The organism is Cryomorphaceae bacterium 1068 (assembly GCA_027214385.1).
Taxonomy (GTDB): Bacteria; Bacteroidota; Bacteroidia; order Flavobacteriales_D; family Cryomorphaceae; genus JAKVAV01.
This window is the reverse complement of record JAPVXR010000020.1, coordinates 14,165-39,247: the sequence shown is the minus strand read 5'-3', so window position 1 is coordinate 39,247 and position 25,083 is coordinate 14,165. Positions and strand designations below refer to the sequence as shown.

24 protein-coding genes and 1 pseudogene are annotated in these 25,083 nt (G+C 42.5%); 13 read left to right on the top strand and 12 right to left on the bottom strand.

Annotated features, from left to right (window positions below):
* Window positions 1-72 precede the first annotated feature (72 nt).
* A complete protein-coding gene (locus O3Q51_17510; GenBank protein MCZ4410617.1) occupies window positions 73-444 on the bottom strand; it encodes a GxxExxY protein in 372 nt (123 codons plus the stop codon).
* A 185-nt stretch (window positions 445-629) separates the two neighbouring features.
* Here O3Q51_17510 and O3Q51_17505 point away from each other — a divergent pair, with 185 nt between their 5' ends.
* Window positions 630-1,928 carry a sugar MFS transporter gene (locus tag O3Q51_17505; GenBank protein ID MCZ4410616.1) on the top strand — a complete coding sequence of 433 codons (1,299 nt, stop codon included), beginning with the start codon at window positions 630-632 and terminating at the stop codon, window positions 1,926-1,928.
* 15 nt (window positions 1,929-1,943) lie between these two features.
* Here the strand turns inward: O3Q51_17505 and O3Q51_17500 are convergent, their stop codons facing one another.
* Together O3Q51_17500 and O3Q51_17495 are read right to left on the bottom strand one after the other, a co-directional pair.
* Window positions 1,944-2,510: a hypothetical protein gene (locus O3Q51_17500; protein MCZ4410615.1), complete on the bottom strand. Its 567-nt coding sequence runs from the start codon at window positions 2,508-2,510 to the stop codon at window positions 1,944-1,946.
* Between the two features lie 130 nt (window positions 2,511-2,640).
* A complete protein-coding gene (locus tag O3Q51_17495; GenBank protein MCZ4410614.1) occupies window positions 2,641-3,420 on the bottom strand; it encodes a prohibitin family protein in 780 nt (259 codons plus the stop codon).
* Window positions 3,421-3,649: 229 nt separating this feature from the next.
* Between O3Q51_17495 and O3Q51_17490 the strand changes: the two genes are divergently transcribed.
* Together O3Q51_17490 and O3Q51_17485 are read left to right on the top strand one after the other, a co-directional pair.
* Complete coding sequence (locus tag O3Q51_17490; protein MCZ4410613.1) at window positions 3,650-4,354, top strand: porin family protein; 705 nt, start codon at window positions 3,650-3,652, stop codon at window positions 4,352-4,354.
* A gap of 116 nt (window positions 4,355-4,470) precedes the next feature.
* The gene (locus O3Q51_17485) at window positions 4,471-5,271 is read left to right on the top strand and encodes a universal stress protein (GenBank protein MCZ4410612.1); all 801 of its coding nucleotides are present in this window, start codon (window positions 4,471-4,473) and stop codon (window positions 5,269-5,271) included.
* A gap of 3 nt (window positions 5,272-5,274) precedes the next feature.
* Here O3Q51_17485 and O3Q51_17480 read toward each other — a convergent pair whose 3' ends face one another.
* Together O3Q51_17480 and O3Q51_17475 are read right to left on the bottom strand one after the other, a co-directional pair.
* Window positions 5,275-6,564: a DEAD/DEAH box helicase gene (locus O3Q51_17480; protein ID MCZ4410611.1), complete on the bottom strand. Its 1,290-nt coding sequence runs from the start codon at window positions 6,562-6,564 to the stop codon at window positions 5,275-5,277.
* Between the two features lie 179 nt (window positions 6,565-6,743).
* The gene (locus O3Q51_17475) at window positions 6,744-7,808 is read right to left on the bottom strand and encodes an NAD-dependent epimerase/dehydratase family protein (protein ID MCZ4410610.1); all 1,065 of its coding nucleotides are present in this window, start codon (window positions 7,806-7,808) and stop codon (window positions 6,744-6,746) included.
* Between the two features lie 241 nt (window positions 7,809-8,049).
* Here O3Q51_17475 and O3Q51_17470 point away from each other — a divergent pair.
* Window positions 8,050-8,796: pseudogene (locus O3Q51_17470) on the top strand (glycoside hydrolase family 16 protein).
* Between the two features lie 635 nt (window positions 8,797-9,431).
* On the top strand, window positions 9,432-9,782 hold the full coding sequence (locus O3Q51_17465) for a hypothetical protein (protein ID MCZ4410609.1): 351 nt from the start codon (window positions 9,432-9,434) through the stop codon (window positions 9,780-9,782).
* Window positions 9,783-10,346: 564 nt separating this feature from the next.
* Here the strand turns inward: O3Q51_17465 and O3Q51_17460 are convergent.
* Window positions 10,347-11,048, bottom strand: a complete 702-nt coding sequence (locus tag O3Q51_17460) for a fibronectin type III domain-containing protein (GenBank protein ID MCZ4410608.1) — start codon at window positions 11,046-11,048, stop codon at window positions 10,347-10,349.
* A 149-nt stretch (window positions 11,049-11,197) separates the two neighbouring features.
* Entirely contained in the window at window positions 11,198-11,737 is a 540-nt protein-coding gene (locus tag O3Q51_17455; protein MCZ4410607.1) for a hypothetical protein, read from the bottom strand.
* A 438-nt stretch (window positions 11,738-12,175) separates the two neighbouring features.
* Between O3Q51_17455 and O3Q51_17450 the strand changes: the two genes are divergently transcribed.
* From O3Q51_17450 to O3Q51_17440, 3 genes are all read left to right on the top strand, one after another.
* Complete coding sequence (locus O3Q51_17450) at window positions 12,176-12,781, top strand: hypothetical protein (protein ID MCZ4410606.1); 606 nt, start codon at window positions 12,176-12,178, stop codon at window positions 12,779-12,781.
* Between the two features lie 4 nt (window positions 12,782-12,785).
* A complete protein-coding gene (locus O3Q51_17445) occupies window positions 12,786-13,340 on the top strand; it encodes a hypothetical protein (protein ID MCZ4410605.1) in 555 nt (184 codons plus the stop codon).
* Window positions 13,341-13,429: 89 nt separating this feature from the next.
* Complete coding sequence (locus O3Q51_17440; protein MCZ4410604.1) at window positions 13,430-13,957, top strand: hypothetical protein; 528 nt, start codon at window positions 13,430-13,432, stop codon at window positions 13,955-13,957.
* Window positions 13,958-14,086: 129 nt separating this feature from the next.
* Here O3Q51_17440 and O3Q51_17435 read toward each other — a convergent pair whose 3' ends face one another.
* Both O3Q51_17435 and O3Q51_17430 read right to left on the bottom strand, forming a co-directional pair.
* Window positions 14,087-15,319, bottom strand: a complete 1,233-nt coding sequence (locus tag O3Q51_17435) for a hypothetical protein (protein MCZ4410603.1) — start codon at window positions 15,317-15,319, stop codon at window positions 14,087-14,089.
* Window positions 15,312-15,710, bottom strand: coding sequence for a TIR domain-containing protein (locus tag O3Q51_17430; protein MCZ4410602.1), 399 nt, complete (start codon window positions 15,708-15,710; stop codon window positions 15,312-15,314). Before O3Q51_17430 ends, O3Q51_17435 begins: the two co-directional genes overlap by 8 nt.
* Before the next feature lie 518 nt (window positions 15,711-16,228).
* On the opposite strand from O3Q51_17430, the gene O3Q51_17425 reads away from it, so the two are divergent.
* The 4 genes from O3Q51_17425 (at window position 16,229) to O3Q51_17410 (ending at window position 20,101) form a co-directional block, all read left to right on the top strand.
* Complete coding sequence (locus O3Q51_17425; GenBank protein MCZ4410601.1) at window positions 16,229-17,212, top strand: sulfurtransferase; 984 nt, start codon at window positions 16,229-16,231, stop codon at window positions 17,210-17,212.
* Window positions 17,213-17,506: 294 nt separating this feature from the next.
* Complete coding sequence (locus O3Q51_17420; protein ID MCZ4410600.1) at window positions 17,507-17,902, top strand: DUF4345 domain-containing protein; 396 nt, start codon at window positions 17,507-17,509, stop codon at window positions 17,900-17,902.
* 74 nt (window positions 17,903-17,976) lie between these two features.
* Window positions 17,977-18,771 (top strand): hypothetical protein, encoded by a 795-nt coding sequence (locus tag O3Q51_17415; GenBank protein MCZ4410599.1) that lies wholly within the window; start codon window positions 17,977-17,979, stop codon window positions 18,769-18,771.
* A gap of 94 nt (window positions 18,772-18,865) precedes the next feature.
* Window positions 18,866-20,101 carry an alpha/beta hydrolase-fold protein gene (locus tag O3Q51_17410; protein ID MCZ4410598.1) on the top strand — a complete coding sequence of 412 codons (1,236 nt, stop codon included), beginning with the start codon at window positions 18,866-18,868 and terminating at the stop codon, window positions 20,099-20,101.
* Window positions 20,102-20,190: 89 nt separating this feature from the next.
* Here the strand turns inward: O3Q51_17410 and O3Q51_17405 are convergent, their stop codons facing one another.
* From O3Q51_17405 to bshC, 3 genes are all read right to left on the bottom strand, one after another.
* Complete coding sequence (locus tag O3Q51_17405; protein MCZ4410597.1) at window positions 20,191-20,526, bottom strand: hypothetical protein; 336 nt, start codon at window positions 20,524-20,526, stop codon at window positions 20,191-20,193.
* A 210-nt stretch (window positions 20,527-20,736) separates the two neighbouring features.
* On the bottom strand, window positions 20,737-21,720 hold the full coding sequence (locus tag O3Q51_17400) for a dipeptide epimerase (protein ID MCZ4410596.1): 984 nt from the start codon (window positions 21,718-21,720) through the stop codon (window positions 20,737-20,739).
* Complete coding sequence (gene bshC / locus O3Q51_17395; protein MCZ4410595.1) at window positions 21,717-23,333, bottom strand: bacillithiol biosynthesis cysteine-adding enzyme BshC; 1,617 nt, start codon at window positions 23,331-23,333, stop codon at window positions 21,717-21,719. The genes O3Q51_17400 and bshC overlap by 4 nt, the downstream gene beginning before the upstream one ends.
* Window positions 23,334-23,820: 487 nt before the next feature.
* On the opposite strand from bshC, the gene O3Q51_17390 reads away from it, so the two are divergent.
* Window positions 23,821-25,023, top strand: coding sequence for an aminopeptidase (locus O3Q51_17390; GenBank protein MCZ4410594.1), 1,203 nt, complete (start codon window positions 23,821-23,823; stop codon window positions 25,021-25,023).
* Window positions 25,024-25,083 lie beyond the last annotated feature (60 nt).

Below are 25,083 nucleotides of genomic sequence, written 5' to 3'. Positions count from 1 at the left end.
TTTTTTTGACTGATGTGCTATTCAATCTGAGAGCACAGAGCTCGCTAAAGCTCGAAAGAGTATTACGAGATATTAATTGACAAACCTTTTTATGCCATGCTTCAGAAGTCGCACATTAAAATTAATGAGCAACGCTTTTTTGTACTTGGATAATTGCAGGTATGTTAGAACTTGGGCAGTATGAACGTCCAATATTACTTCGACATGCTTTAATTCAACAATCGCTTCTTCGTTTACTACCATATCAAGCCGATACCCTTGATCCATCTTAATCCCTTTATAGTGCACAGGCTGCCACACCTGTTTCTTAACTTCAAAACCGTTTAGCACCAATTCATGAGCTAAGCTTTTCTCATAAACAGATTCGAGGAGACCTGGGCCAAGTGTTTTATGAACTTCAATAGCAGCTCCAATAATAGCCGAAGTCAATTCATCTTTTTTCATTTTAAAGGATGCCTATTTAATTATTTGGTTCTCCTTCGAGCTCTAGCGAGCTCTGTGGCCTCTCAATTAACACGCCTGAGAATCATCAAAATCTCGGCGGGCTCGGTGTAACAGCAGAATTGCTAAAGTCTATATTTGCCAACTCTTAACAAGATAAACTTTTAAAATTGACAAATAGCTCTCAAGTGAAAAGCAACAAATACACCGTTCCTTTTGCCATTATCACCTCTCTCTTCTTCTTGTGGGGGTTTATTACCGTTTTAGTCGATAGCCTCATCCCGCGATTGAAGGATGTTTTTGAACTCTCCTATTTCGAGGCGGGGTTGGTTCAGTTTGCCTTCTTCTTGGCTTACCTTTTATTGTCCATTCCGGCGGGATTAATCTTAACTCGAATTGGCTACCAAAAAGGAGTAGTACTAGGTCTTTCGACAATGGCCATAGCCTGCCTCCTCTTCTACCCCGCTGCAGGAGAGCGGATTTTCGGGCTGTTCATGCTGGCCTATTTCACCCTTGCGGGTGGAATGACAATTCTGCAAGTAGCGGCTAATCCCTATGTGGCCGTTTTGGGCGATGAGTCAAAAGCCTCTAGCCGACTCAATCTGGCACAAGCATTCAATAGCGTGGGAACGACCATCGCACCGATCGCGGGCGCAGCCTTCTTGCTGAGTGACTCCATTAAGACCCAAGCTGAAATTGATGTCTTGGACGAAGTAGCTCAAATGGACTATTACATTTCAGAAGCGAGTGCCGTTCAAGGACCCTTTCTTTGGTTGGCCGCGGCAATCGGATTCTTGGTTCTATTCTTCATCGTGGTTCCCCTTCCGAAAATCATTAAAGACCATCCGCAAGGTGGCTACAAGGAGGTGTTGCAAAACAGAAAAACGCAACTTGGAGCACTTGGGATTTTTCTCTACGTGGGAGCGGAAGTGGCTATAGGAAGCTATTTGGTGAGTTACTTTCTCGACATGAATTTGGTCGAACCAATTCGCGAAAGTCAATTCATGAATTGGATAGCCTCCATTTTTTCCGGTGGAAATCTGCAGTCTATTGATGGAAAAGCAGTAGTGGGAAGTTTTGTATTCATTTATTGGGGTGGCGCCATGTTGGGGCGTTTTATCGGGAGCTTGCTAACCAATGTTCTCTCACCGAGCAAAGTACTTGCGGGTTTTGCAGTCATGGCCGTTTTGATGGTAGTGATTTCCATGAGCACCGCAGGACTCGTTTCTATGTTTGCCATCTTGTCGGTTGGGCTTTTTAACAGCATCATTTTCCCAACGATATTCTCGCTCACACTAGAAGGTCAAGGCGATTTGAAACCGCGAATTTCGGGAGTGCTTTGTACGGCTATTTTCGGAGGCGCATTGATCTCTCCGCTCTTCGGCGCATTAGCAGATGGACTTGGTTTTAAGTTGGCCTTTTTACTGCCGATTGCTTGTTACGGCTATGTTTGGTGGTTCGCAAGAAGATCTCGGTCGGCAGCGTGATTTCACTTGTGAAGCTCAATTCATCTCTGCGAGCTTCCCCAACCGCATACGATGATGGCGCTGCAAGATCACTGGGTAGAGATTTCCAATAAGATTAATCCCTGTCGCCATAGTGGCCATCAGATAGTATTCGTCAAAAGCCAAGATGACACTGAGAATTCCAATCACAATAAGAGCCGCCAAGTGACCAAATTCCGATTGTTTTGTTTGGTAGATGAAATTCCGAATCCCACTGCGCGTACCATCAAAATACTTTTGACGATTTTTCGCAGTCCCCCAAAAAGTAAACATCAATAAATTTCTAAAGGCAGCAACTCCTAGCGAGCGAAACCAAAAAGAAATGATCGCTGGATTTGAGATGGAATAATACTTTTTTGGCAAAAGCCGATAAGTAGGAAACCCAAATCCAACGAAGGCAAAGATCCCGGTGGTAAAAAGGTTGAGCAGAAAGGCGAGAATCAAGTCTAGGTACCAATCGAACTCTTGACCTTGGATAGCGGTAAGACTCACCATCAAACGCCAAGTCTGATAAATCAGAAATACTGAACCTAAAACCAGTAGTATTTTTCGAAGAGTTCCCAAGAGAATATTTTGCTACAATCAACTACTTCTAATTGTAACCAAGAAATTTCGATCGAAAAATTTAAAATCACTAATTGTAAAAAAGCAACGCCAAACGACGTTGCTCATTTTCATTTCTAATTCTATTCAACTACGGTTCCATCAGCATCATTTGATCTCCGCCACCGATAATGACTTTGGCATTGGGAGACTTGGAGAGTTCACGATAGGCTTCAATGGTTTTGTATTGAATGATCTGTGGCGTCAAGCCTTCAGAAATGATGCGATTGGCATCTCTTATTCCTTCAGCTTCGATGGTGCGCCGCTCAGCTTCTTGGCGCTCCTTCTGCAGCACCCACTCCATACGTTGCGACTCCTGCTCGGCTTGAAGCTTGTCTTCGATGGAGGCGTATAACCCCTGCGGTAATTGGATACTTTTCATGAGTACAGCTTCAATGACAAATCCGCGATCACCGATAATTTTCATCATTTGCTCTTTAATCTCTGTTTCGATTTCGTAGCGATTACCCGTGTGCATATCCTTGGCCATGTAACGTGCCGATACATCAGCGGCAGCTGCCCTGAAGACCGGAAGAATGACCGTGCTTTCATAATCCATCCCAATGTTGCCGATTACATCAGTGGCTTTTTCTTTTTCGACGTGATAAAGGATAGAAATTTCTGCATTGACATTAACACCTTCTTTCGATGGAAGATCTAGATTCACTTCGAGGTTTTCCGTTCGAACCGGAACGACGATAATGCGAGTGGCAAATGGATTATAGGCTTTTGCCCCTGGAGGAATAACCTTTTCATCAATTTTTCCGATGGTCCTTTTAACACCTACGGTTCCTTGACGAATAGTAACACAACTTGAGAGAAAAACAACCGCGGCACATAGCAGCGATATTCGAATGGTGAGCGCTTTCATGGTTTTATCGTTTTGCGAAAGCATGACACTCATTTAGGTCTATGAACAACAGCTCATCTAATTACCTTATGCCTATACTTTCAGTTAATAACATAATTTATTTTTTATGTATTATCAAAACGGATGCCAATATGGATTTGTTTACAAAGCGACTATGATACCGAAATCAACTGCTGTATCTTCGAAGACTAGTCTCTATATTTAAACTTCTGGAAATCTAACTTCAATTATGAAACGTCTTTTTTTAGTCTGCTCGCTCGCACTGATAAGCTATCAAGCACAATCGCAGATTTTGATTTCACTTTTATTCGGGGATAAGTTGAACTCGCCCAACGTAGAATTCGGTCTTGAAGGAGGATTTAGCTGGTCTGAAATGAATGCCCTTGAAGCAAATAAGGCCCTGTCCAGTTTTAATCTCGGCCTTTATTTTGACATTAGAGCCAAGAATAATCTTTGGATTTACACTGGCCTATTGCTGAAGTCAAATTTGGGAGTGAGCAAATTGTCAGAAAAAGACTTGAATGCAATCGAAGCCAACTACTATGGCGCAGATGGGACATACAGTCAGACGTTGAATTATTTTGTCGCTCCCCTTTTTGCGAAATACAGGTTTGACAATCATATCTATGTAACTCTTGGACCTCAATTCGGATTACTCAAAAATGGACTTGTTGAGTTTGAAACAGAAATGGATGATGTTTCAACAGTTAGCGAGCAAACCAATACGGATAAACTGAATCGCTTCGATATGGGTTTTTCTTTAGGGACGGGCTATACTCTGATGAAAGGAAAAGGAATGTCTATTGGTGTTCGGTACTATTATGGTCTTTTTGATGTTTACAAATCAATATCGGGCTCGCACAATAGCAGTTTATACCTCCAAGCCAACATTCGTATAGGAGCAGGAAAAAAGAAATCTACATCGGATAATTAAGTAGCATCACCCACTTTTTAATTCTCATCAAGTAGCAAGAAAATCACCAAGAGCCACATCAATCCCTATCTTCGCAACTCAAATTCTTCGAACTCTTATTCTTAAAGAATCACGGTATGAAAAAGATACTCGTCTTCGTCAACTTCATTGAAGCGTCACAACGCGCGATAGATCAAGCGGTAGCATTTGGCCGGATGCATGGATCTGAAATCTTTGTCAGTCATATTTCTGATGGCAAGAATGATCCCGAAAAGCTCAAGTCAGATCTACAGCCTTATTTGGATCAAGTGAACGAAGCAAGCCTTAAGTCTGAACTGATTTTTAAAGAAGGTGGATTTTTTGAAACAGCAATACAAATTGCAAACGGAGTGTCACCCGATTTGGTAATCGTTGGCACCAGAGGTGCTGAAGGCTTTGATATGAGTTTGCATGGATCAGCCATTTACAAACTGGTCAGTGAGTTGCCATTCAGCTCATTGGTTCTCCCTACCGACTCTCATGTAGCAGAAGAGGGTTATAGAAAGGTGATGTTTCCCGTCTCACCTCACCCCAAATTCTTGAAAAAGGTGATCGAGACCAGAAAAGTTCTTGCTGAAGACGGTGAGATCGTTGTACTTGCTGTGCTCAGAAAAGGGGTAGAACTCGACGAGGATTCAAGAGCCAACTTGGATTCAACAATGGCGTACCTCAAGGAAAATGAAGTGAAATCAAGTGTAATTGAATTCGAAAGAGAAAACAGAAGCCACGGCTACGCTGCCATCACTCTAAAGAAAGTCAAAGAAGCAGGAATGGATTTAGTCTCTATCATCTCCAATGTATCGGAGCGTAATAAGCACTTTGGAAAGATGGAGAAAGAAGATGTCTTACTCAATGAGCAAGGGATACCCGTGTTTTGTGTAAATACGGCAATTGACTAGCTACTATCGCCTTCCGCGATTTTGCCCACCGCTATTTCTTCTCCCTCTTCCGCCACCATTCTCCTTATTTTTCTTGCGATTGGCAAAAAACTCTTGTTTGCGACGCTGCTTTTCTTTTTCCGCTTCTTTCTTCTCCTGAGCGTTCATAGGCCTATCCGTTTGCGGGAAAGGATTGTCCTTAACTACCTCAATTGTTTGCCTGGTCAACTTCTCAATATCTCGAACATATGCATTCTCTTCAGGCTCACAAATGGAGATGGAAACACCCTCTTCTCCTGCTCTTCCACATCGACCAATTCGATGCACATAGGTTTCAGGCTCATTCGGGATATCATAGTTTATCACATACCGAAGCTTGTCGATATCGATACCTCGAGCAGCAATATCCGTCGCTACCAAGAGTCTGATTTTACCGTCTTTGAATTCACTTAAGGCTCTTTGCCGCTGACCTTGACTCTTATCACCATGAATGGCTGCACTTTCAATTCTTTTCTTCCGAAGATCTCTCACGATTCGATCGGCACCGTGCTTGGTACGCGAAAACAGCAATACCTGATCAAGATCGGGGTCTTTGAGCAAATGGAGGAGCAATTCCTTCTTGCTCGACTTATTGGTCATATAAAGTTTCTGTTGAATGGTCTCCGCTGTTGACGAAACCGGACTTACTTCTACCTTTTTCGGGTTTCTCAAGATTTCATTAGAAAGCTTGAGAATACTCTTCGGCATGGTGGCTGAGAAAAAGAGCGATTGACGCTCTCGTGGTAATTTCTTTAAAAGCTTTTTGATATCGTGGATAAACCCCATATCAAGCATACGGTCTGCTTCGTCCAGAACGAAATACTTCACATCGTTTAGCGAGATATAACCTTGATCCATCAGATCGAGTAGTCGACCGGGAGTGGCCACCAATACATCTACTCCGGAGCGGAGCGCATTGGTCTGAGAACCTTGAGAAACACCTCCGAAAACGACTGTCGTTTTTACGTTGGTATATCGCGCGTATGCATCAAAGCTTTCACCAATTTGTATTGCGAGCTCCCTTGTCGGGGTGACGATCAACGATAAAATTTTGCGTCGTCCGTGAGCTCTGTCTTGATCTTGTTCTAAATGTTGAATAATGGGAATTGCAAACGCTGCTGTTTTCCCTGTTCCCGTTTGAGCACTGCCTAGCACATCCTCTCCATCTAAAATGAGCGGGATGGCTTGAGCTTGTATATCGGTAGGTGAAGTGTAGTTTTCATCCCTCAATGATTTGAGGATGTTGGGTATTAACTTTAATTGTTCGAATGTCATTTGTGTAATTGAAAATTAGCTCGCACAGAATGTAAAACCGGTAATTGACGGCTGCGAGACTTGAGAACAGGATGTGAAAAGATGCAATGATTTGATTGTAATACGTCAACACTCCCTAACTCGGAATGCACAAAGGTAGCAGAACTTGTCAGACTCATGTACTAAAAAAAATCAGTCGACTACTTCTTTTTCAGAACTCCCGATTCGATCAACTGCTCAAACCCCGCATACATGGTCTCCTGCAAAGGTCTGTAGGTAACGCCAAGCTCCTTCTTACTCTTGGTGTTATCCGCTTTCCAATTCATATTGATATTATTTCTCACCCATCTTCGTGTCACTACCTTATTTACAATAGGACCTATAATCATGAGTAACCATTTGGGTAAGGCCTTTTTGGGAACGGGATAACGGTCGCCAAAATCCATGTTAAGAATCTGTGCCAATTCCAAAAAATTCGAGTTATGACCACTTACGATATGTCTTCCTTCGGCAGTAGGCCTGAAGCCTGCTTGATAATGAGCTTCGGTCAAATCACGCACATCTACAACTCCCACACCTGCATTGGGCACACCCGACTTCATGGTTCCATCACCCAACTGCTTGAGCAAATTCATACTTTCCGAAGTATTGGTTTTCGCATTCAGCGACGGGCCCATAACCATGCTCGGATTCACTGCTACCAAATCCCATCGTGTTTGCTCTGCCTGAATGCGCCAAGCTTCCCTCTCTGCAAGGGTCTTTGAATAAGAATAAGGTTGGTGGTTCAGAGAAGCGGTTGTGTTCCAAATTTCTTCTGTAAACACACCATTTGGCGTAAGCTCCAAATCACTGCAATCAGTGTATATCGCAGCACAACTACTGGTTAGAACTACTCGTTTCACCGATGGTGTTTTATTGGCTTGCTCCAAAACATTTTCGGTACCTTTTACAGCCGGATCGATCAATTCCTTTTGTGGGTCTTTCACATCAGTGGTGAAAGGCGATGCCGTATGGAAGACCAATTCGCAGCCATCCATTGCCTCAGCATAAGAACCGTCTTGCAATAAGTCAGATTTGAAATACTTGATCTGTCCGCTCGAATTTGAAGCTATTGACTCTAAATGTGCTAGCTTTTCTTTGTTTTCGGGATTTCTAACGGCTGCGTGCACTGTCATTCCTTCTTCCAAAAGTCTTTTTACCAGCCAGCCCGCCACATAGCCCGTAGCACCTGTAATCAGGATAGGTTTCGTCTTATCTATTTGCATTTTATCAGCTTATACATTCTACAACAAAGGAAATGGTTTAATGACAATGCCAAAGTTTAAACCGTTGTATTTGTTTATTAAAATCCAAGGTTGGGATTACTTGGATTAAAATTTTCTACACAAAAGTTAACAATTGACTTATCTTGCAGTTTCTTAAAACATTGTGATGAATCGATCTGCGCTGACAACCTTATTCTCCATTTTCTGCCTTTTAGCTTTTTCCCAGTCAAACAACTCTCCTTACACCGATTTGGTATGGTCTGATGAGTTTAATGGAAATGGCTCTATTAACACAACCAAGTGGCACCATCAGACCCTATTGCCTAATGGCAATAGCTGGTTTAACGGGGAACTTCAACACTACACTGATCGAGATGAAAACTCCTATCAGGAAAATGGATCATTATTTATAAAAGCCATCAATGAATCCTTTTCTGATCAAGGTGTCACCAAGCAGTACACCTCCGCGCGACTCAATTCAAAATTTGCCTTTACCTACGGTCGGGTTGTGGTAAGAGCTAAGCTTCCTCAAGGTGCCGGAACGTGGCCTGCCATTTGGATGCTGGGTAAAAACATTACAGAACCCGGAGGATATTTTTACAATCAATTTGGTACTGTGGGATGGCCGGCTTGCGGCGAAATAGACATTATGGAGCATTGGGGTGTCAACCCAAACTATGTCTCCTCCGCACTGCACACGCCATCATCTTTTGGAGGTACCTTCAACGTAGGAGGAACAAACCTTCCGGATGTCTTCAACACTTTTCACATTTATGAGATGGAATGGAGCCCGGAACGTATTGTTTTCAGTGTAGACGGCAATGAGTTTTATACTTATGAGCCTGAAGTTCAAAACCCCGACACGTGGCCATTCGACAGCGATCAATATCTATTGTTGAACGTTGCCATCAATGGTGACATCACTCAAAGCTTTGATGAGTCGGCAATGGAAATAGATTATGTAAGAGTATACCAAGAGCCCTCAGCCGATCTCAGCTTCAATCCTACTTCACAGGTTTTCGTGAACGGCGTTTTGCTTTCTTGGGATCTTCCTGAAGGTGCCATTGGCTGCGAAGTTCGCGGAGGCCAGGTAGGCGGAAATGACGGTGCAAGTCTTACGATTCTCAATTCAGATCCTTCCTTCGCTTTTGTAAATTCAAACGCCCTTGGAAATGGTGATTACCAATGGAAGGTGCGTTGTGCAACGGCGATTAATCCACCACAAGGAATTACGGAATTTTCTATCTACGACACCTTTTCCTTTCCACTTGTAAACGGAGCAATCGAAGCGCCCGACGACGTGTATAACGAGACCATTGGCAAATGGTAGCAAGCGCTTTCCTTATTTACTGCTTCGCATTAGGGGTAGCAACTTAGGGACAAAGGAGCAATCTCACCAAAGGTAAAACAAGCAAAGCAGAACGAGACAAGAACACACTGTTCTTTACCCCCGCCAAGCACATCAATTATATTCCAAAAAATTATTATTTTCACGGTATAGAGCCGACCTCGCATCGTAAGTATCACAGAAGTACAAACGCAGCAGGAGAAAGAGTGTAGAACGTTTTTATTGGAGATACGCAGCATGTGGGTTGGTTAGTCGTTAACCAAAACCTACTTGATGTGAAAGACAAAGCACTTTTTTTAATCTACAAGTCCAAGAAAGAACTATCGTTCAGTTTTAGATCCAAAGGCGGATACACCTTGCTGGACTGGATGGAGGTAGAAGACGAAAAAACCCTTAAAAGAAACCTGCGCTGCATACGGCGAGCCAATAATACCAATTCTTACATCAGGGAATTGACTACAAATAAGACCAAAGAAAAATGGGTTTATATCTTGAGAAACAGCGACGGTGACGAAATTCTCAGAAGTAGACCTTACTCATCTCGGCAACGCTGCGATGAGGGCCTGGTCAACTTCATTGAGCAAAAAAAAGCCGCTAAGGAATGTGATGTTACAGAAAGGTTTTAGCAGATTGAGTTTGATACTCCTTCCTCCGCTCCGCAGGTGGTAGATAGTAGCTAGAATTCTTCTTTCAGCATTTCACAATACATATTATTACGCCTCTACTTTCTGATGTCTATCGCTAAATTGTCACTACAAGATGGTTCGGACGTCGTGCAGCAATACCGGTAAAAAGGGTATCACGATAAGTTGAACATGGTAGAGCAATTTTCCAATCATGTAGAATGAAGTTTGCCACTGCGCGCGTCACTTTTTTTCCGGGGTTTTGCGCATTAACGAATTGTACCCTCAAGTTCGCTTTAACTTGCGCAAAAATTGCCTTTCGACGGCCTTGAATTTTGTTTACTTTGTTTCAACCGAAGGCGGTGCAACCGACTGAGCTCACGAATACCGATTAAAGCCAACAATTCATGAGTAACACAAAGTAAAGAGAAACAGAATTTTTCGAAGCACCATACTCCCTTACACCCGCTCCGTAGTCGAAGGTAAAACCAAAACCCCCGAATCGCAAATCGCCATTCGGGGGTTTTAGCATAAGAGGAGAACGAGGTTTCTCCGTAACAAAGGCTGTCAGGCAGCCATGATTTCTGCAGGGTCGCTGAAACCACTCTTGTCCGTGCGGCCCACGGCCTGCACTTTAAACCAGTAAGTCTGCCCGCGGTTAAGGTTGCTTATTTCTGCTTTGCTTCGCGAGGTAAGCGCCACAGCTGTCCAGTCCGATAAGGGCAAAGCCGGGTCGGTAGACATCAACACCTGGTAGTTCAACGCATTCTCCACACGGGCCCAATCCAGCTCGATCATACCCCTGTGGTCGGTGTACATCGCCTTAAGCGATTGGGGCACGCTAAGCGGCGGCACGGGCTCCGACGTATTTCTGATTTTAAACCCCGATGACAAGATGATGCTACCATCGCCGGCTGCCACCATACTTACATAATTTGCCAGCACCCGTATCATATCCTTCAGTTCAGTGGCCGCCTGATTGCGGTCAAACCTGTCCTGCCTCGTACCGTCGTCAGCTGCTATAACCAGCGCGTCGAGCTCATCCTTCTTCGCGGTAAGGTCTGCGAGCGAAGGTTGCGGATCGGCAAAGTTTGCATTCCCCGTCATCCGTGCGATTAATTTTTCCGTGAAGTCAATCAGCGCTGTTGGGTTGAGCCGCGCTACGCTCATCTTCACTTTGTACATGATAATTTGATTTATAAAAGCATTGGCTACGTTGCCGCCGCAGTTGCCTGATAAAACGGGAAGGGCTGCGAAACGGTTACGCATCTACCTGTATTGCAGCACTTTGCGGAGCTGCTAAAATCCACGTTTCCAATCACTGTTAAATTTTGACGTCAAAATTTAACAGTCTTTCGTTTTATGGATCTTCATCTCTGCTATGCCTTCGCGCCCTAAGCTTTTAGAAAATCAAACTGTTAAATCGCCTTTTTTTTGACCGCCCGTATTGCGCTCTTTTCAGGCCCGCTCAGAAGGGGCCATTTAACAGTTTGCACCCCGAAAAAAAAATTCATTTTTTTTTGAAACCGTGCATATGCTTCCGCAAAAAAAGCCTCAAATCCCCACCCTATTTTGCCTCTTCCAAGCCTCCGATTCCATCCAAATCGGGTTCCGATTCGATCAAAAAAGCACTTTTTCACACGTTCAAAAGTGTTTTGCACACGTTCAAAATGTTTTTGAACACATTCAAAAGTGTTTTGCATACGTTCAAAAAGTCTTTGAACACATTCAAAAGTTTTTTGCACACATTCAAAATGTTTTTGAACACATGCAAAAGTTTTTTGCACACGTTCAAAAAGTTTTTGCACACATTCAAAAGTTCTTTGAACACATGCAAAAGTTTTTTGCACACGTTCAAAAGTTCTTTGCACACATTCAAAAAGTCTTTGAACACATGCAAAATGGCTTTGCATACATTCATCGGGATTTTCACCCAGGCAAAAAGCCGGTGCATCCATTCAAAACCGCTTTGAACGAATGCCATCGGGAGATAGGCTTGGGAGAATACCCTTAGCCGTTAGAAAATCTGTGGCTTAGAATGGCATCCGAGAAAAAGGAATTGGTATTTTGTGGGGGATCAAAGGCTCACGAAAAATCTGTAGAATAGCCCTGCATCTTTGGAGATTTCCTATTTTGTAAGCGTAAATTAATTCAGCAACCACAAGGGAGTGTAACTGTTATTCCATAGGCAGGATAATGTAGTGGGATGCGCTTATTTAGTTGTTGGCATTAATTAGAAAATGAGACAGAATAAACGTTTGACAACTTGGATGCCGCTCATAATCTTTCTAGTGCTAGCTAGCAGTTTGATTATAGTCCCAGATTTTAGATCGGCCATTCATCTTGAATATCTCGAGTGGAAAAGCAGCCTAGTTGAACCTAAAATAATTCCTGGAATGATCGCGAAGTTTGAAGAAAACAAAGTGAACCTGTACGCACTGCTGGATGAGAGTTTTAAGCTCAACGAAATTTATTTAGTTGAATATCGAAATGAAAATCGCGTTGAAGTGCAAGCTTTCTTTCCCCCTCTCAAATACGATGAAAACTGCTATGGGCTTTACGAGGAGTATTTTCCACTTTCATTAGACGAAGAAATCAGCTCGGCATCAGGATATGAAATCACATTTGTTTCGGCAGATAGCATTCAATTGAAATTTGACAATGAAAACGTGACCTTGAATTCTTGGTCTTTACATGTCACCGATTCCTTGGACAATATTCTAAACAACGAATACTTAAATCGATTGGGTTTGACGAATCGAATAAGGAATACTATTAATCTACTTGATTCGGTCAACTGCTATGTAATTCAAAATGGATGTGACTTTAAGTATATCGGACACCTTGGTGAGTACAGTTATGTTGTAAATCTCATGGATTCTTCAAAGATGAAGAAAATAGGAATAAAACCTAGCGAAAATATTTTGGACAGTACATTTCACATTTCAAAAGTTAACTATGGCTCGGCATCCTCGGATGTCTACTACACGAAATATGAATAAACTAATGCCAGAGAAACTGAAAATATTGATGTGCTTCCTGATCTTGACGACCAGTATCAAATGTCAAGAATCAATTGATGAACAATTAATTAACTCAATTGTACAAACGGAATTACAGTTTCACAAAGATCAGCAAATCAGGATTACAAGTTCGGTCGACAGTTCAAGATTAAATCATCATTTGAGAATTATTGATTCATTGAAAGAAAGTAGTCTTTTGTCTAGAAATCGTGAAGACACACTTGTACTTAACCCTCAAGAAATTCAGATGATTGAAGACTTTTTTAAAGATATGACAAACCTATCCATACCAAATATTAAAGATTTAGAGCATATTCCTGGAGATGAATATGTTAAATACTTGATGAACCGTGACATTGATTATGTTGTAATTTCAGTCTCTAGACCACTTTTCATTCGAAACAATGAATTTGGAATATGTTATTTTTCGAGTTTATCAGGTAAAGGAAACATTACTGGACCGACATCAATCAGCGTCTATAAACAAAAGGACGGCATTTGGACACGAACGTACGATTTGAGTTCTGGAATTTTTTAAAAAGAGAAACACTAATGCCAACAATACCTAAGAATACATGCCCTTCGGGACACGTTTCTTAGCTGAGCGTCGTATTTAATTATTGGAAGATGACTATTAAAGTGAGATATGAAGCAGATGAATTCAAAGAAGATTTTCGAAGGTACCTGATATACGTGCATAAAAGGCAGTGGATAGAAATTCTAATTGGTTCAATTGTTCTATTCATTTTCCTCTTTGTTGACCATTTAAACTCTGTTGAATATTTTAATTTTTACCCTATGGTCTTTCAAATTGGACTACCTGCTGTGGCTGTAGGTGTTGGGATACTCGTATTATTTGAAATCGTATACCTTACCACTGGAATGATTGATATACAGAAAACAGCGAGTAATATCCCAACAAAAGATGAATCAATAACACTTTACAAAACACATATTGAGTTCAGTTGGAAAAGTGAAAAATTCAGTTGTTTCTGGAGTTCATACAAAAAAGCCGTTCTCTTGAAAAATTCTATCTTCCTAATCCCAAAGTCCCGAAAAGGAATGCCCGTCAGAGTTAACTCAAAAGAAGTTGGGCAAGGGGGATTTAGTTTGATTATGGGTGAGATTCGAAAACACTATAAAATAAAAGACTGAATACATCAGCATAAAAGAACCCATAGCTTCCCCGGAAATGACAGGTGGTTTTTTAACTTTTAATTGTCGTGGAAGGTCAATTTGGGGTAGATACCAAAGGTTTCCAAACCCTGTTGGCAGTGGTAGTTTTTAGCTTATTAGATTAATCAATTTTCTATTCTGCTCTAAGAATGTATCCATATCAAATTGCCCTTCTGAATATTCTTTAATTTCCTTTTCAATACCTTTTATTTTCTCTTCTTCACCTAATCCTAAATACGCTTGCGCTAGACTCTGATAAATCCAATGTTTGTCTTCTCTTGTTTTAAAGTCTTTATCAGCAATTAGCTCATTGCAAATCTCAATTACTTTTTCTCTTACAATTCTTGCCTGAACGAAATAGGAGTCAGCTACTTTTTGGTCAGAAGAATGTTTGGATAAAACATTGAATAGATAGGCTAAGTTAATTCCGTTATAATAGTCATCATTAATATGAAATCCCTTTTCGTAGAATTTAATTGAACTTTTCAGAAAAGAAATATCACCTGTTTCTTCGAATAGTCTTTTATCAATTGCACCTGACAACCCAAGTGTCTCAATGTCAGTCGTATCTTCAGGGTTCAATGGTTCTAATATTTTTGCTGCATTAATTAATGCTTGTTTTGGGTTTGGACTTTTGGATTTATAGGTGACCAAAGCCAAGCGCTGTATTAAGAATCTATTGTTTTCTTCAAATCGCAAACATATTTTATATAGCTCTTGAGCTATCTTGAATTCGTTATTGTTCTTTGCTTTTTCTGCGTCTTGAATCAATTCTGAGAGAGTCGGTTCAGCATTGGTTCTCTCCTTAAGGACTGGCTTTGTTGCACCCTTAAGTTGAGGTGGCTCTAAATCTGGCAGATAAGTGTAAACCGGACTATCTTTTCTTTCATCTTCAAGTATTGATTTGACTTTTTTCTTAAGTTCTCTTTTAAACCTTTTAGATTCTGTCACTCCAATATCTTTACCAAGGTGTTCATATGGTTCGATTACTGTATGGTTCACATCAAAAGGATATTTACATTGGTCTTCTGAAATAACAATAGTTGTATATGGCTTCAAGGCATGTCTCACTCCTAACTCATACAATGCGTTTGCATTTAGGGTGGACAAATCAGCTACGACAATATCAGCCTTATATATCCATTCATACATTGGAACATCAATAACACCTGTATGTCGAATATCTTTTGCCCGAAAACATTTGATTTTCAGATTATCGAAAACGGGTTTTATCAAGTTTTCAAAAGTTTTATCAAGGTCTAAGGTACGCCCACTCTCATAGTCCTTTTTAGGACCATAGCCCATTATAACAAAGCAAGTTTTTTCCGCGTAATCAGGCATTATTTATAGCGTTGGTAATAGATAAATGTGTAAATGACATAGCCCAACTAACACCTATACCATATAACCCTAAAGGAGTTGTGTTTGAGCGATCGGTTTTTACAGCAATTATTTTTTTACCGAGCGAATGAGCTTTTTCAATTTCCCAATTAACCCAATTGCTTCTGTAGGTACTTTTACCTACAATTATTAAGAATCTGGAGCATTCATTAATTTTTCTACTCAAAACCGCCTTAATGGTTGTTGCCCTAGTACTATTGATTGATACATCAGCAGAGTGATCGCTAATTGAAAAATCAAACTGTCGATTTCCATCCCAAGCCAATAACAGGTTCTTAAAATGTCTATCATTGTCGTAATCGTAGCTTATAAATACTTTCTTTTTTGCCATTTATTTTCTTTTTTTTGTTTTCAAATCACCCCCATTAACTGCATACAACCAAAACTAAAGCAGTCTATTCATTACACCCCTCCTATAAGAGGGATAATATGAATAGAAGAATAGACCTATTGCGTATATCCCCCTTCTGTCTTGTATAGCCTTATGGCCATTTCCCATTTACGTGGTTAACGACTCAAAAGTCTGCTCCCAAGATACCCCTTGTCTTTCAAACCCTCTACAGGAGATTTCCTGTATTTTGAGAGGAAAATTCCTGTTGTTTCAGGGGGTAAAACCCTGAGGTTTGAGGGGGTGATTACCTCTGCTCCGCTGGGTCTGCGACCCTGCGGCAAGAACAGGCACCGCAAACCATAATCTAGCTCCTCAGGATTTGCAATCCTGCGGTACCCGATTTATTTCCACCTGATTACCTTAGGTTCCCGAACCCAAAGTAGCAGGAAGTCATCTCTCCGGTTTTTCCATTTTATGTATATCTTGTGTGTCAGCATAACCTTAAAACCTTTTTTGTCATGAAACCAAAACGACACACCCTTATCTCAGCCGCTGAGTTGGCACCGCATGTAGGCCGCAGAAGCATAGTACTGATAGATGCCCGTGGCGGCAAGGACCCCAAAGAAGCCTACGAACAGAAACACATCAAAGGAGCTCGCTACGTGGACTTGGAGTATGAACTATCCGATATAAAGAAAGACCTCTCCAAAGGAGGTCGGCATCCCCTGCCCACGCCACGCGCTTTTGGCAAGGTATTGGGTCGGTTGGGCATTACGCCTCAATCGCGCGTGGTGGTCTACGACGATCAGGGCGGAGCCAATGCCGCGGCCCGCTTTTGGTGGATGCTGCGCTCCATCGGTCATAGGCGCGTGCAGGTGCTCAACGGTGGCCTCCAAGCCGCCGAAAGGGAGAATATACCCATGAGCAGCACTGCACCCCGCTTTGAACCTGCCCCGCCCTACCCCGCCAAAGAATGGCAATGGCCCACAGCCACTATGGCCGATGTGCGCACCATGCAGAAGGAACGGGAGGCTGATAAGAGCTGGTATAAGATGAAATACAATGTGATCATGGACGCACGGGAAGACCACCGCTACAGGGGACAGTCAGAACCGATAGATTTGGTAGCCGGCAGTATTTCTTATGCTATCAATACTCCCTACACGGATACTATGAACGAACAGGGCATGATGCTGCCTACTGCTGAAATAAGGGAGAAGTACGAGGATTTTCTTTGGGATTGCAGTCCTATGGTTTGCTGCGGCTCGGGTGTTACGGCCTGTCACCTTATCCTGGCTTTGGAGTCGGCGCGCTTTGAGCCTCCTGCACTGTATGTAGGCGGCTGGAGTGAGTACAGCCGAAACAAGAATAAGGCAATGCTGTCTGAATCGGATGAGATATGGAATGAGAAAGAGAAACGCAATGAGGTATTTACAAAGTATGGCACGGTACCCGACTTGCACGTCGAGGAAAGCAGAGTATCTTATAGGATTGACCTATAAAGATCAATTTGGGGATAGATGCCACAGGGTTATTACTCAGCGTCGCCGGACGAAGTTCAATCCCGTAGATCCGTACTTCAAAATAAGCCGCACATTGGCCCCGTCTCAGAGAAGATTTTCTATTTTGTGTGCAATTCAAAAAATACACAATCGGAGGCAGGCACCCGTCAACCCAAAAGCCGGATAAGACACACTAGTGTGTTATATTCGTCAATATTAGGGGTAAAAGCACACTAGTGTGTGATATTTGCTTGTTAGCTACAAGCTAAATCAAACAACTAAATTTTAAATACAATGACACTAGAAAAAGCTCAAAAATCGCTTTTAATTTTAGCTGGTATTGGATTAATTCCGATTGCTTTAGGATATGGTTTTATGCCAGAAAAAACATTAACCCCTCTTTATGGATTTGATGTCGAAAACGTAAATCTAAAACACATCATGAGAGCTGTAATGGGGTTGTATTTTGGACAAATAATTATTTGGTTTCTAGGAGTTTCTAGTACCAAATTGAGAATGCCTGCGATGTATTGTTTGGTTGTATTTATGCTAGGCTTGGCAGCTGGGAGAGTATTAAGCCTTATTCTGGATGGAGTTGCACATTGGCTATTGATTGTTTACTTGGTTTTAGAATTAACTATTGGCTTAATTGGGTTAAGTTTGATTAGGAAGGAAAACAAAACAAAGTAAAACCAGTAGCTAACAATGTATAAACTGCATAAAAACGCAGCTTATACTAGACGTTAGCGTGCATTAAAACAGATATGAGAAAATTAGCTCTCTTCTTAATGATTGTCGTCGTAGGTTGCTCCCCTGAAAATCAGCCATTGGAAAAGAATGGACTAAAGGCTTTCAATGAAACTCTTGGGGTAGAAAAATCCAAAGCACTCGACGAAGCGGTGGTGTCATTTGAAGAGTTCTTAACAGTGAATTACCCAAATCAAAAGACCTACTCCGAACGAGCGTTCTCTTTTTTATTGGAGCTTGATTCTGCTTGCCGTGATGGACTGAACTTTGGTGCAAATTGGCCTTGGCAGTTTAATACAGAAGATAATAGTCGAATAGTCGACTTATTTGAAAACTCAGGTTTAAGGAGAGAACTTTGGTTGTACGGTTATGAAGAGTATTACCCCAAAAATGACCTCACCGAATTGCTTGACACAAGCATAATGTATTTCTTCCCAGATACATTTTCTCCTGTAACTCTTCGCAGTGATTCCATTCTTATGGAAGAAGCGGAATGGTTCTCAAGGATGCAGGGGTATGATTATGACACCTTGCTTAAATCCATGAAGGCTAAAAGAGAGATGAGAAAAAATTCACTTTACTATAACGAGTATGGGGATTTCATTTACGCGTTGATGAAATATTCAGAAGATAGTTCGTATGTGAAGAGTTATTCTGAAGCTCAAATTCAAATAGCTCTTTCACCGTGTGTTTTAGTTCCTTCATTAATCGAATTCAATGAAACCGAGGTGGACTTGTCAGACTCTTTCATAAAACGAATAGTTGTGGTAGAATTTTATTATCCGATGATAGACGTGCTAAGCAAAAAATAAAGACGACACGCCAACATTGAGTAAAATGCAGAGCTTCCTATCGTCGCTTACGACATCTTACCCTGAGCGTTAGCAAGCATAAAAGAAAATTAAAATGAAGAGATTAATTAATTTGATAATAGTATTAAGCTTATATCAGAACCTTTGTTTTGGTCAGACCAATAACAGCATAGATTCTAGTACAAATCAGATTAATATAGGCATTCGAGATCAGGTATATTCCCAAATCTTAGGTGAAGAAAGGGAAGTATTGATTCACGTCCCAGAGTCACGTATATACGGACTAAAATACCCAGTAATCTATTTATTGGATGGTGAGTTTCATTTTGAATCCGTTTATGGAATTATGAGGTCCAATGCCATCAGCAGACTAATACCAGAGATGATAATAGTGGCTATTCCAAATACAGATAGATATAGAGATTTATCCACCTCTCATATTGGGGATGACTCAAACTCGTCAGGGGGTGCTGAGAACTTTACCAAGTTTATTACTAATGAGTTGATTCCATATGTCGACAGCACGTATCCTACAGTATCTCACAGAACTTTGATTGGACATTCGCTTGGTGGTTTAGTTGTAGTAAATGCCCTATTGAACCACTCCACATTTTTCGATAATTACTTAGCAATTGACCCAAGCCTTGGATGGGATAATCAGAAATTACTAAATGAAGGAAGACTTCAAGTTAAAGAGGGTAATTATGAAAATAAGGCACTATATGTAGCCATTGCAAACACAATAAATAATGGCAAATTAACTGATATGAATTTTGAAGATGCATTGAAAGATACGACAACTGCTACACTTCATTTAAGGTCAATTCATGAGTTTTCTGAGTTGGCTAAATCTAATGATCAGTTAGCTTCGAAGTGGAAGTATTATCCAGATGAAACTCACGGAACAGTTCCTATTGTTGCCGAACATCATGCTCTTAGATTTCTATTTTCTTGGTTTAAATTTGAAGATTGGGACGAATTCTACGCTCCTGAACCAAAACTTTCGGGCAAAGAACTAGTAGGATTGATTGAGTCTCATTTTAACATTATTTCAGAGAAACTAGGATATACTTATCTCCCTGAGGAATATGAAATTAACAGGTTGGCCTATATGTTTTTGGGTAGAAACGATTTTGAAAGAGCATTCCCCTTCTTTGAATTAAACGTAAAAAATTACCCTGACAGTCCAAATAGTTATGATTCTATCGGAGATTACTATATCAGTATTTCTGATTCAGCAAATGCTATAAAATGTTTATCCAAGTCGTTAGAGTTAGGGGGAGTCGATGGTACTAAACAAAAATTGGAGGAATTGAAAAAAGGAAAATAATACGCTTGCTAACACTATGTAAAAATGCATTAAAACGCATTTTACATTAACCGTTGTAGCGCAATAACCTGCTCCGCAGAGTAAGCTAACTACATTAATCCTTCAGCCAAAACTTCGTCTCGCTCTTTCTTTTGCGGGTCTTCCTCGCGGTAACTCTCCACATGAAAAACGCTGAACAAAAAACCGACGTACCGCACTCCGATCGTTCCAAACTCATACTCGTAAGTACTGAAGATAAAATAGGACTGCCTGCGGCTTTCGCCCATCTGAAGCAGATCTGCATTCGTAAAGTTCGTTCCTCCATGAACCGCTCCGTATTTCTGAGACACTTTGTTCAGGAATTTTTCTTCTGACGGATTGCTCAGAGCCATGAAGACAATACCCATTAGGAGGACAATTCCCGGTCGGATGATTCGCTTTAGCATAAACCTTGAACCAAATAGTGGGCAAAAAGGTTTTGACTTGAGTGAAAATCAAAGAGTGCCGTACCTGTACAAATCAAAGTGAAGTGATGTACCGCATCCAAACAAGGAAAGGGAAAGTATGGATTTTCGTTTGTCCGGAATGTCAAGCGAAACATGCCAAGGGAGAGTTTTATCGGTATGGCGGGACGTGGAAGGGCTATCGGCATTAGTCTAACTCACAACCAATTCCACTTGGCCATCTCGATAAGAGATTTTACCGTAAGGATCGCTCTTAATCAAAAACGGTCCGTCCAAATCAGCGTAATCGGCAAGAGGAGCAATAGCTCTGGCCACCGCCACGGACACGCTCGACTCGGCCATGCAGCCCATCACGGTTTTCAGGCCGAGGCGCTTGGCTTCCTTCAACATCTCGACGGCTTCGATTGGCCCGGTGCTTTTCATCAGCTTTACCACTACTCCATCGAACGCGTCGGCGTGCTCTTTCAAGTCTTTCAATCGCTTTACGGACTCATCGGCAAAGATGGGAAGCTCGGGCGCCGTCTTGAGCTTGGCATGCGAAGCAATGTCTGCGGCGTGAAAGGGCTGCTCGATAAAAAGGCAGTTCATCTCTTCCAGCAAGCGGACGATCGGCATGGCCGTTTCCAAATTGCTCCACCCTTGGTTGACATCCACCGAAAAAGGTTTGTTTGTCAATTCCCTAAAATTCTGAAGTAATTCCATGTCATCGTCTGAGCCGAGTTTCAGTTTGAGGGTCTTGAAAGGTGTGGCCTCTTCGATCTTCTCCTTCATCTCGGCTTTTGAGGAAATGCCGATGGTGTAGGATGTTTCGATGGGTCGGTCGGCGATGCCCAATAATTCTCCGACGGTTTGGTTTTGCATTTGCGCCGCCATGGAAACAAGTGCCATCTCCACTCCCGCTTTTGCGGCAAGATTTCCCTCGGCAAAATGATCGAGATAAGCTTTGGAGGCAGCTAAGTTTTCGGGATTCAGTTTGGCCGGATCAATGCCATTGGCGAAAGCCAAAACAGAGTCTACACTCTCGCCGAGGTAAGGCGGCAGCGAAGATTCGCCGACGGTGGTAAGGCCATTTGCGGTAAGCCGAATGTACACCACGTCAGTATGGCTGCGAGTGCCAATGGCCAATTTAAAAGGTCTTTTCAGTTCCAGCCGATAGGGTTCTGCCTCGATTTTCATTTCACCCGAAGGACGGTAAACTCTCCCGAAAAAGGGTCGAGGTTGTCGATTAGCATAGGTACTAAATCGGCACCAAACTCTTCGTACAAAACGGAAAAATTGAGATTCCGTTCCTGCAAGCCATTTCGTGGAAAGAGGGCGCTGTGGAGCTTATGCAGTCTTCCTGTCAAGATGTTGTGTTTTTTCTTCTCAGCACGGAGCATTTTCTTCTCCAAGTTGATGACGATGCGCTCGGAACGCACGTAGCCGCTTCTTACGGATTTTTCCAAGATCTTGTCCACCTTTCGCAGTTTTGCTTCCATCTCCAAGAAGAGGGCCTCCAGCTTTTCGCGAGCCTCACGTAGGTTTAGCTCTTCTTCGCTGGTCTCTTTTACCAGTTCTTGCTCCAATTCGAAAGCAGAGTTTCTAAATAGCTCTTCGGTGGTCAAGCCCAATCTGTCCATGCGGTGCGAAGACGCTCGATCGATCACCATGACCGAATTGCGCAACATGAGAATGGGCATCGGCACCTCGAAGGAATCAAAAACTCTCTTTAGCTGAAACCAGTAATTCAACTCGCCACCGCCGCCGATGTAAGCGAGATTGGGCAGTATCATTTCCTGATAAAGCGGGCGCAAAACCACATTGGGACTGAATCGCTCCGGATGATGCTCCATTTCTTCTTTAAGCTCTTCTGCCGAAAACCGGATAGGGGAATTGAGTACCTCATAGATCCCGTCTTCGGCCTCCACGATGCGCTCGCGCAATTGATCGTGGAGGTAAAACAAGTTGATCTCGCGAGGAGTCACTTGCAAATTGTAATTCTCTTTTAGCTCTTTATTCGTTTGCGAAACGGCCTTGAATGATGTCTGTTCCACGATCTCTTTGGCGAAAGCCGGAACCATCGCACCTTTAAGAACGGCATCATCGCCATCCAGGCTCACCACTCCATAAGATCCAAAGAAATGGTGAACGAGGTAACGGGTGGCATCGGCCACGTTTTTGTGTTTGAGGTAAGCCGATTTGAAGATCTCCAGAATCTCGCCTGAGCGGTAACCGATACCGAGTTTTTCCTTCATCAATTCGAGAATCTCCTCCATACCCACGAGCTCCATTCGCCCTACGGCGCCGCCTTGGCCACTCTCCCACTCTATTTTTCCGTTTGGCAAAAAGAAGTGATTGGCCTCTTCAAAATCGTGGTCTTCGGTGGCCATCCAAAAAACGGGAACGAAATGGTATTCGGGATAGGTCTCCTTGAGTTGGCGACAGGTATTGATGGTGGAGACAATCTTGTAAAACGAGTAAAGCGGCCCAGTGAAAAAACAGACCTGATGTCCCGTGGTGACCGTAAAAGTTTTGTCATTGGCCAAAGCCTCAATGCTATCCGACTTTAGCTTGGCCTTGGCATATTGGTCTTTGAGGGCACTCACCAAGAGGTCGCGAAAGCCGTAACTCGCTGACTTCTCTTTGAGTTGAGCCTCGAAGGATTCGATCTCGGGCCGTCGGCCGTAAAAGGGCTTGAGCTGATCGGCATCTCGGAGGTAGTCGAGAATGGCTTTTCCAAAGTATCCCGTCTCTTGGTAAGGGATGGACTTTCGATCGATGGAAATAGTAGCTGGGGTCGATTCGGGCATGGTGCAAAAATAGACAATCTGATTGGCGATATGTTCTGAGGTTTCTGAATTGATTTTGCAAAAAAATTTGAGAATGCCCCTGTGCCATTGCCCTACATCGCAGCGCAATAGCCAATAGAGCTTTATTGGTTTGGCGATGTGAATTGGGTTATAAGATATTTTACACCGAGCCCACAGAGAATTAATCGCAGAGCGTGTTAGTTTTCTGCGAGAACACTGAGTTCGCTGAAGCTCAAGGGAGATCACAGAGCTATAAGCATTACAAGCTCAAGCGAATGACCCGGCTCGGCTAACTCCCTCGATCGCACATGCGATCCTCGGTGAACTCTAAAACACCCTACACGTTAAAAAATTCTCGGTGAACTCAGCGTAAATCAAAACCCTGTAAAACCTTTTGCTGCGCTCTGGTTCACTTATCAACTAGCTGTAGCCGGTCACACCTACAATCATTTATTGTAAATTGGCGTTCCTAAAATTCAATAAATACATGCCTAACAAATTTATACTCGGGGCTACGGCTTTGGCGATTACCCTGAGCGCGAGTGCGCAAGACGGTGAAACCATCAAAATAAAGCCCGAAAGCGGCTATTCATTCACAGTAGTGAAAGACATCGAAGCTACCCCGGTTCAGAATCAAAACCGCACCGGAACTTGCTGGAGCTTTTCTGCTTTAGGCTTTTTCGAAAGCGAACTCATTCGGACAGGTGCAGGTGAACACAACCTAAGCGAGATGTACGTAGTAAACAATACCTACAAGGAAAAAGCAGATCGATACGTGCGGATGCATGGCCACACTAATTTTGGTGCAGGTGGTGCTTTTGTAGACATTGCCCACGTGTGGGAAAAGTACGGAATGGTACCCGAAGAAGTCTATGACGGATTGGAGTACGGCACAGAAACCCACAACCACTCGGAACTGGACAATATATTGACAGCCTATGTGGAAGCGGTAGTAGAAAACAAACAAAAGAATCTTACTACAAGCTGGCAAAAAGGCTACGACGCAGTAGTAGAAGCTTACCTTGGGGAGGTACCATCAGAGTTTGAATACCGCGGAAAGCGCTACACTCCTAAAACCTATGCTGAAGATTTGGGCTTGAACATGGACGATTACGTGTCCATCACCAGCTACACGCACCATCCGTTTTATGAGAAGTTTGTACTGGAAATTCCCGATAATTGGTTGCACGTCCAGAGCTACAATTTGCCCATCGAGGAATTGATGCGCGTGATGGAAGAGTCGGTGATGAATGGCTACTCATTTGCATGGGGTGCAGATGTATCGGAAAAGGGTTTTGCCTTCAGAGAGGGGTTGGCAATTCTTCCGGAAGACGAATCGACCATTGATGTAAAGGGAAAAGACAACAACCAGTTTAACGATGCAGGTGCAGACAAAATCTCCAATGCTTTTGAAACACCTGTAAAGCAATTGGATGTGGATCAGGAAATGCGCCAAGAGCAATTTGACAATTGGCAAACCACCGACGATCATGGTATGCAAATCACGGGAATCGTAGAAGACCAAAACGGCGACAAGTACTTCCTCGTGAAGAACTCTTGGGGAACGAAGTACAACAACCTCGACGGCTACTTCTTTGCCAGCGAAGCTTACGCAAAGTTGAAAACGATGAACATCTACCTCCACAAAGATGCCATCCCGAAAGACATTGCGAAGAAATTAGGACTATAATCAAAAGGCACCGCTCGGTGCCTTTTTTTATTGAAAAGCTTGTTGATCCTCGACTTTAAT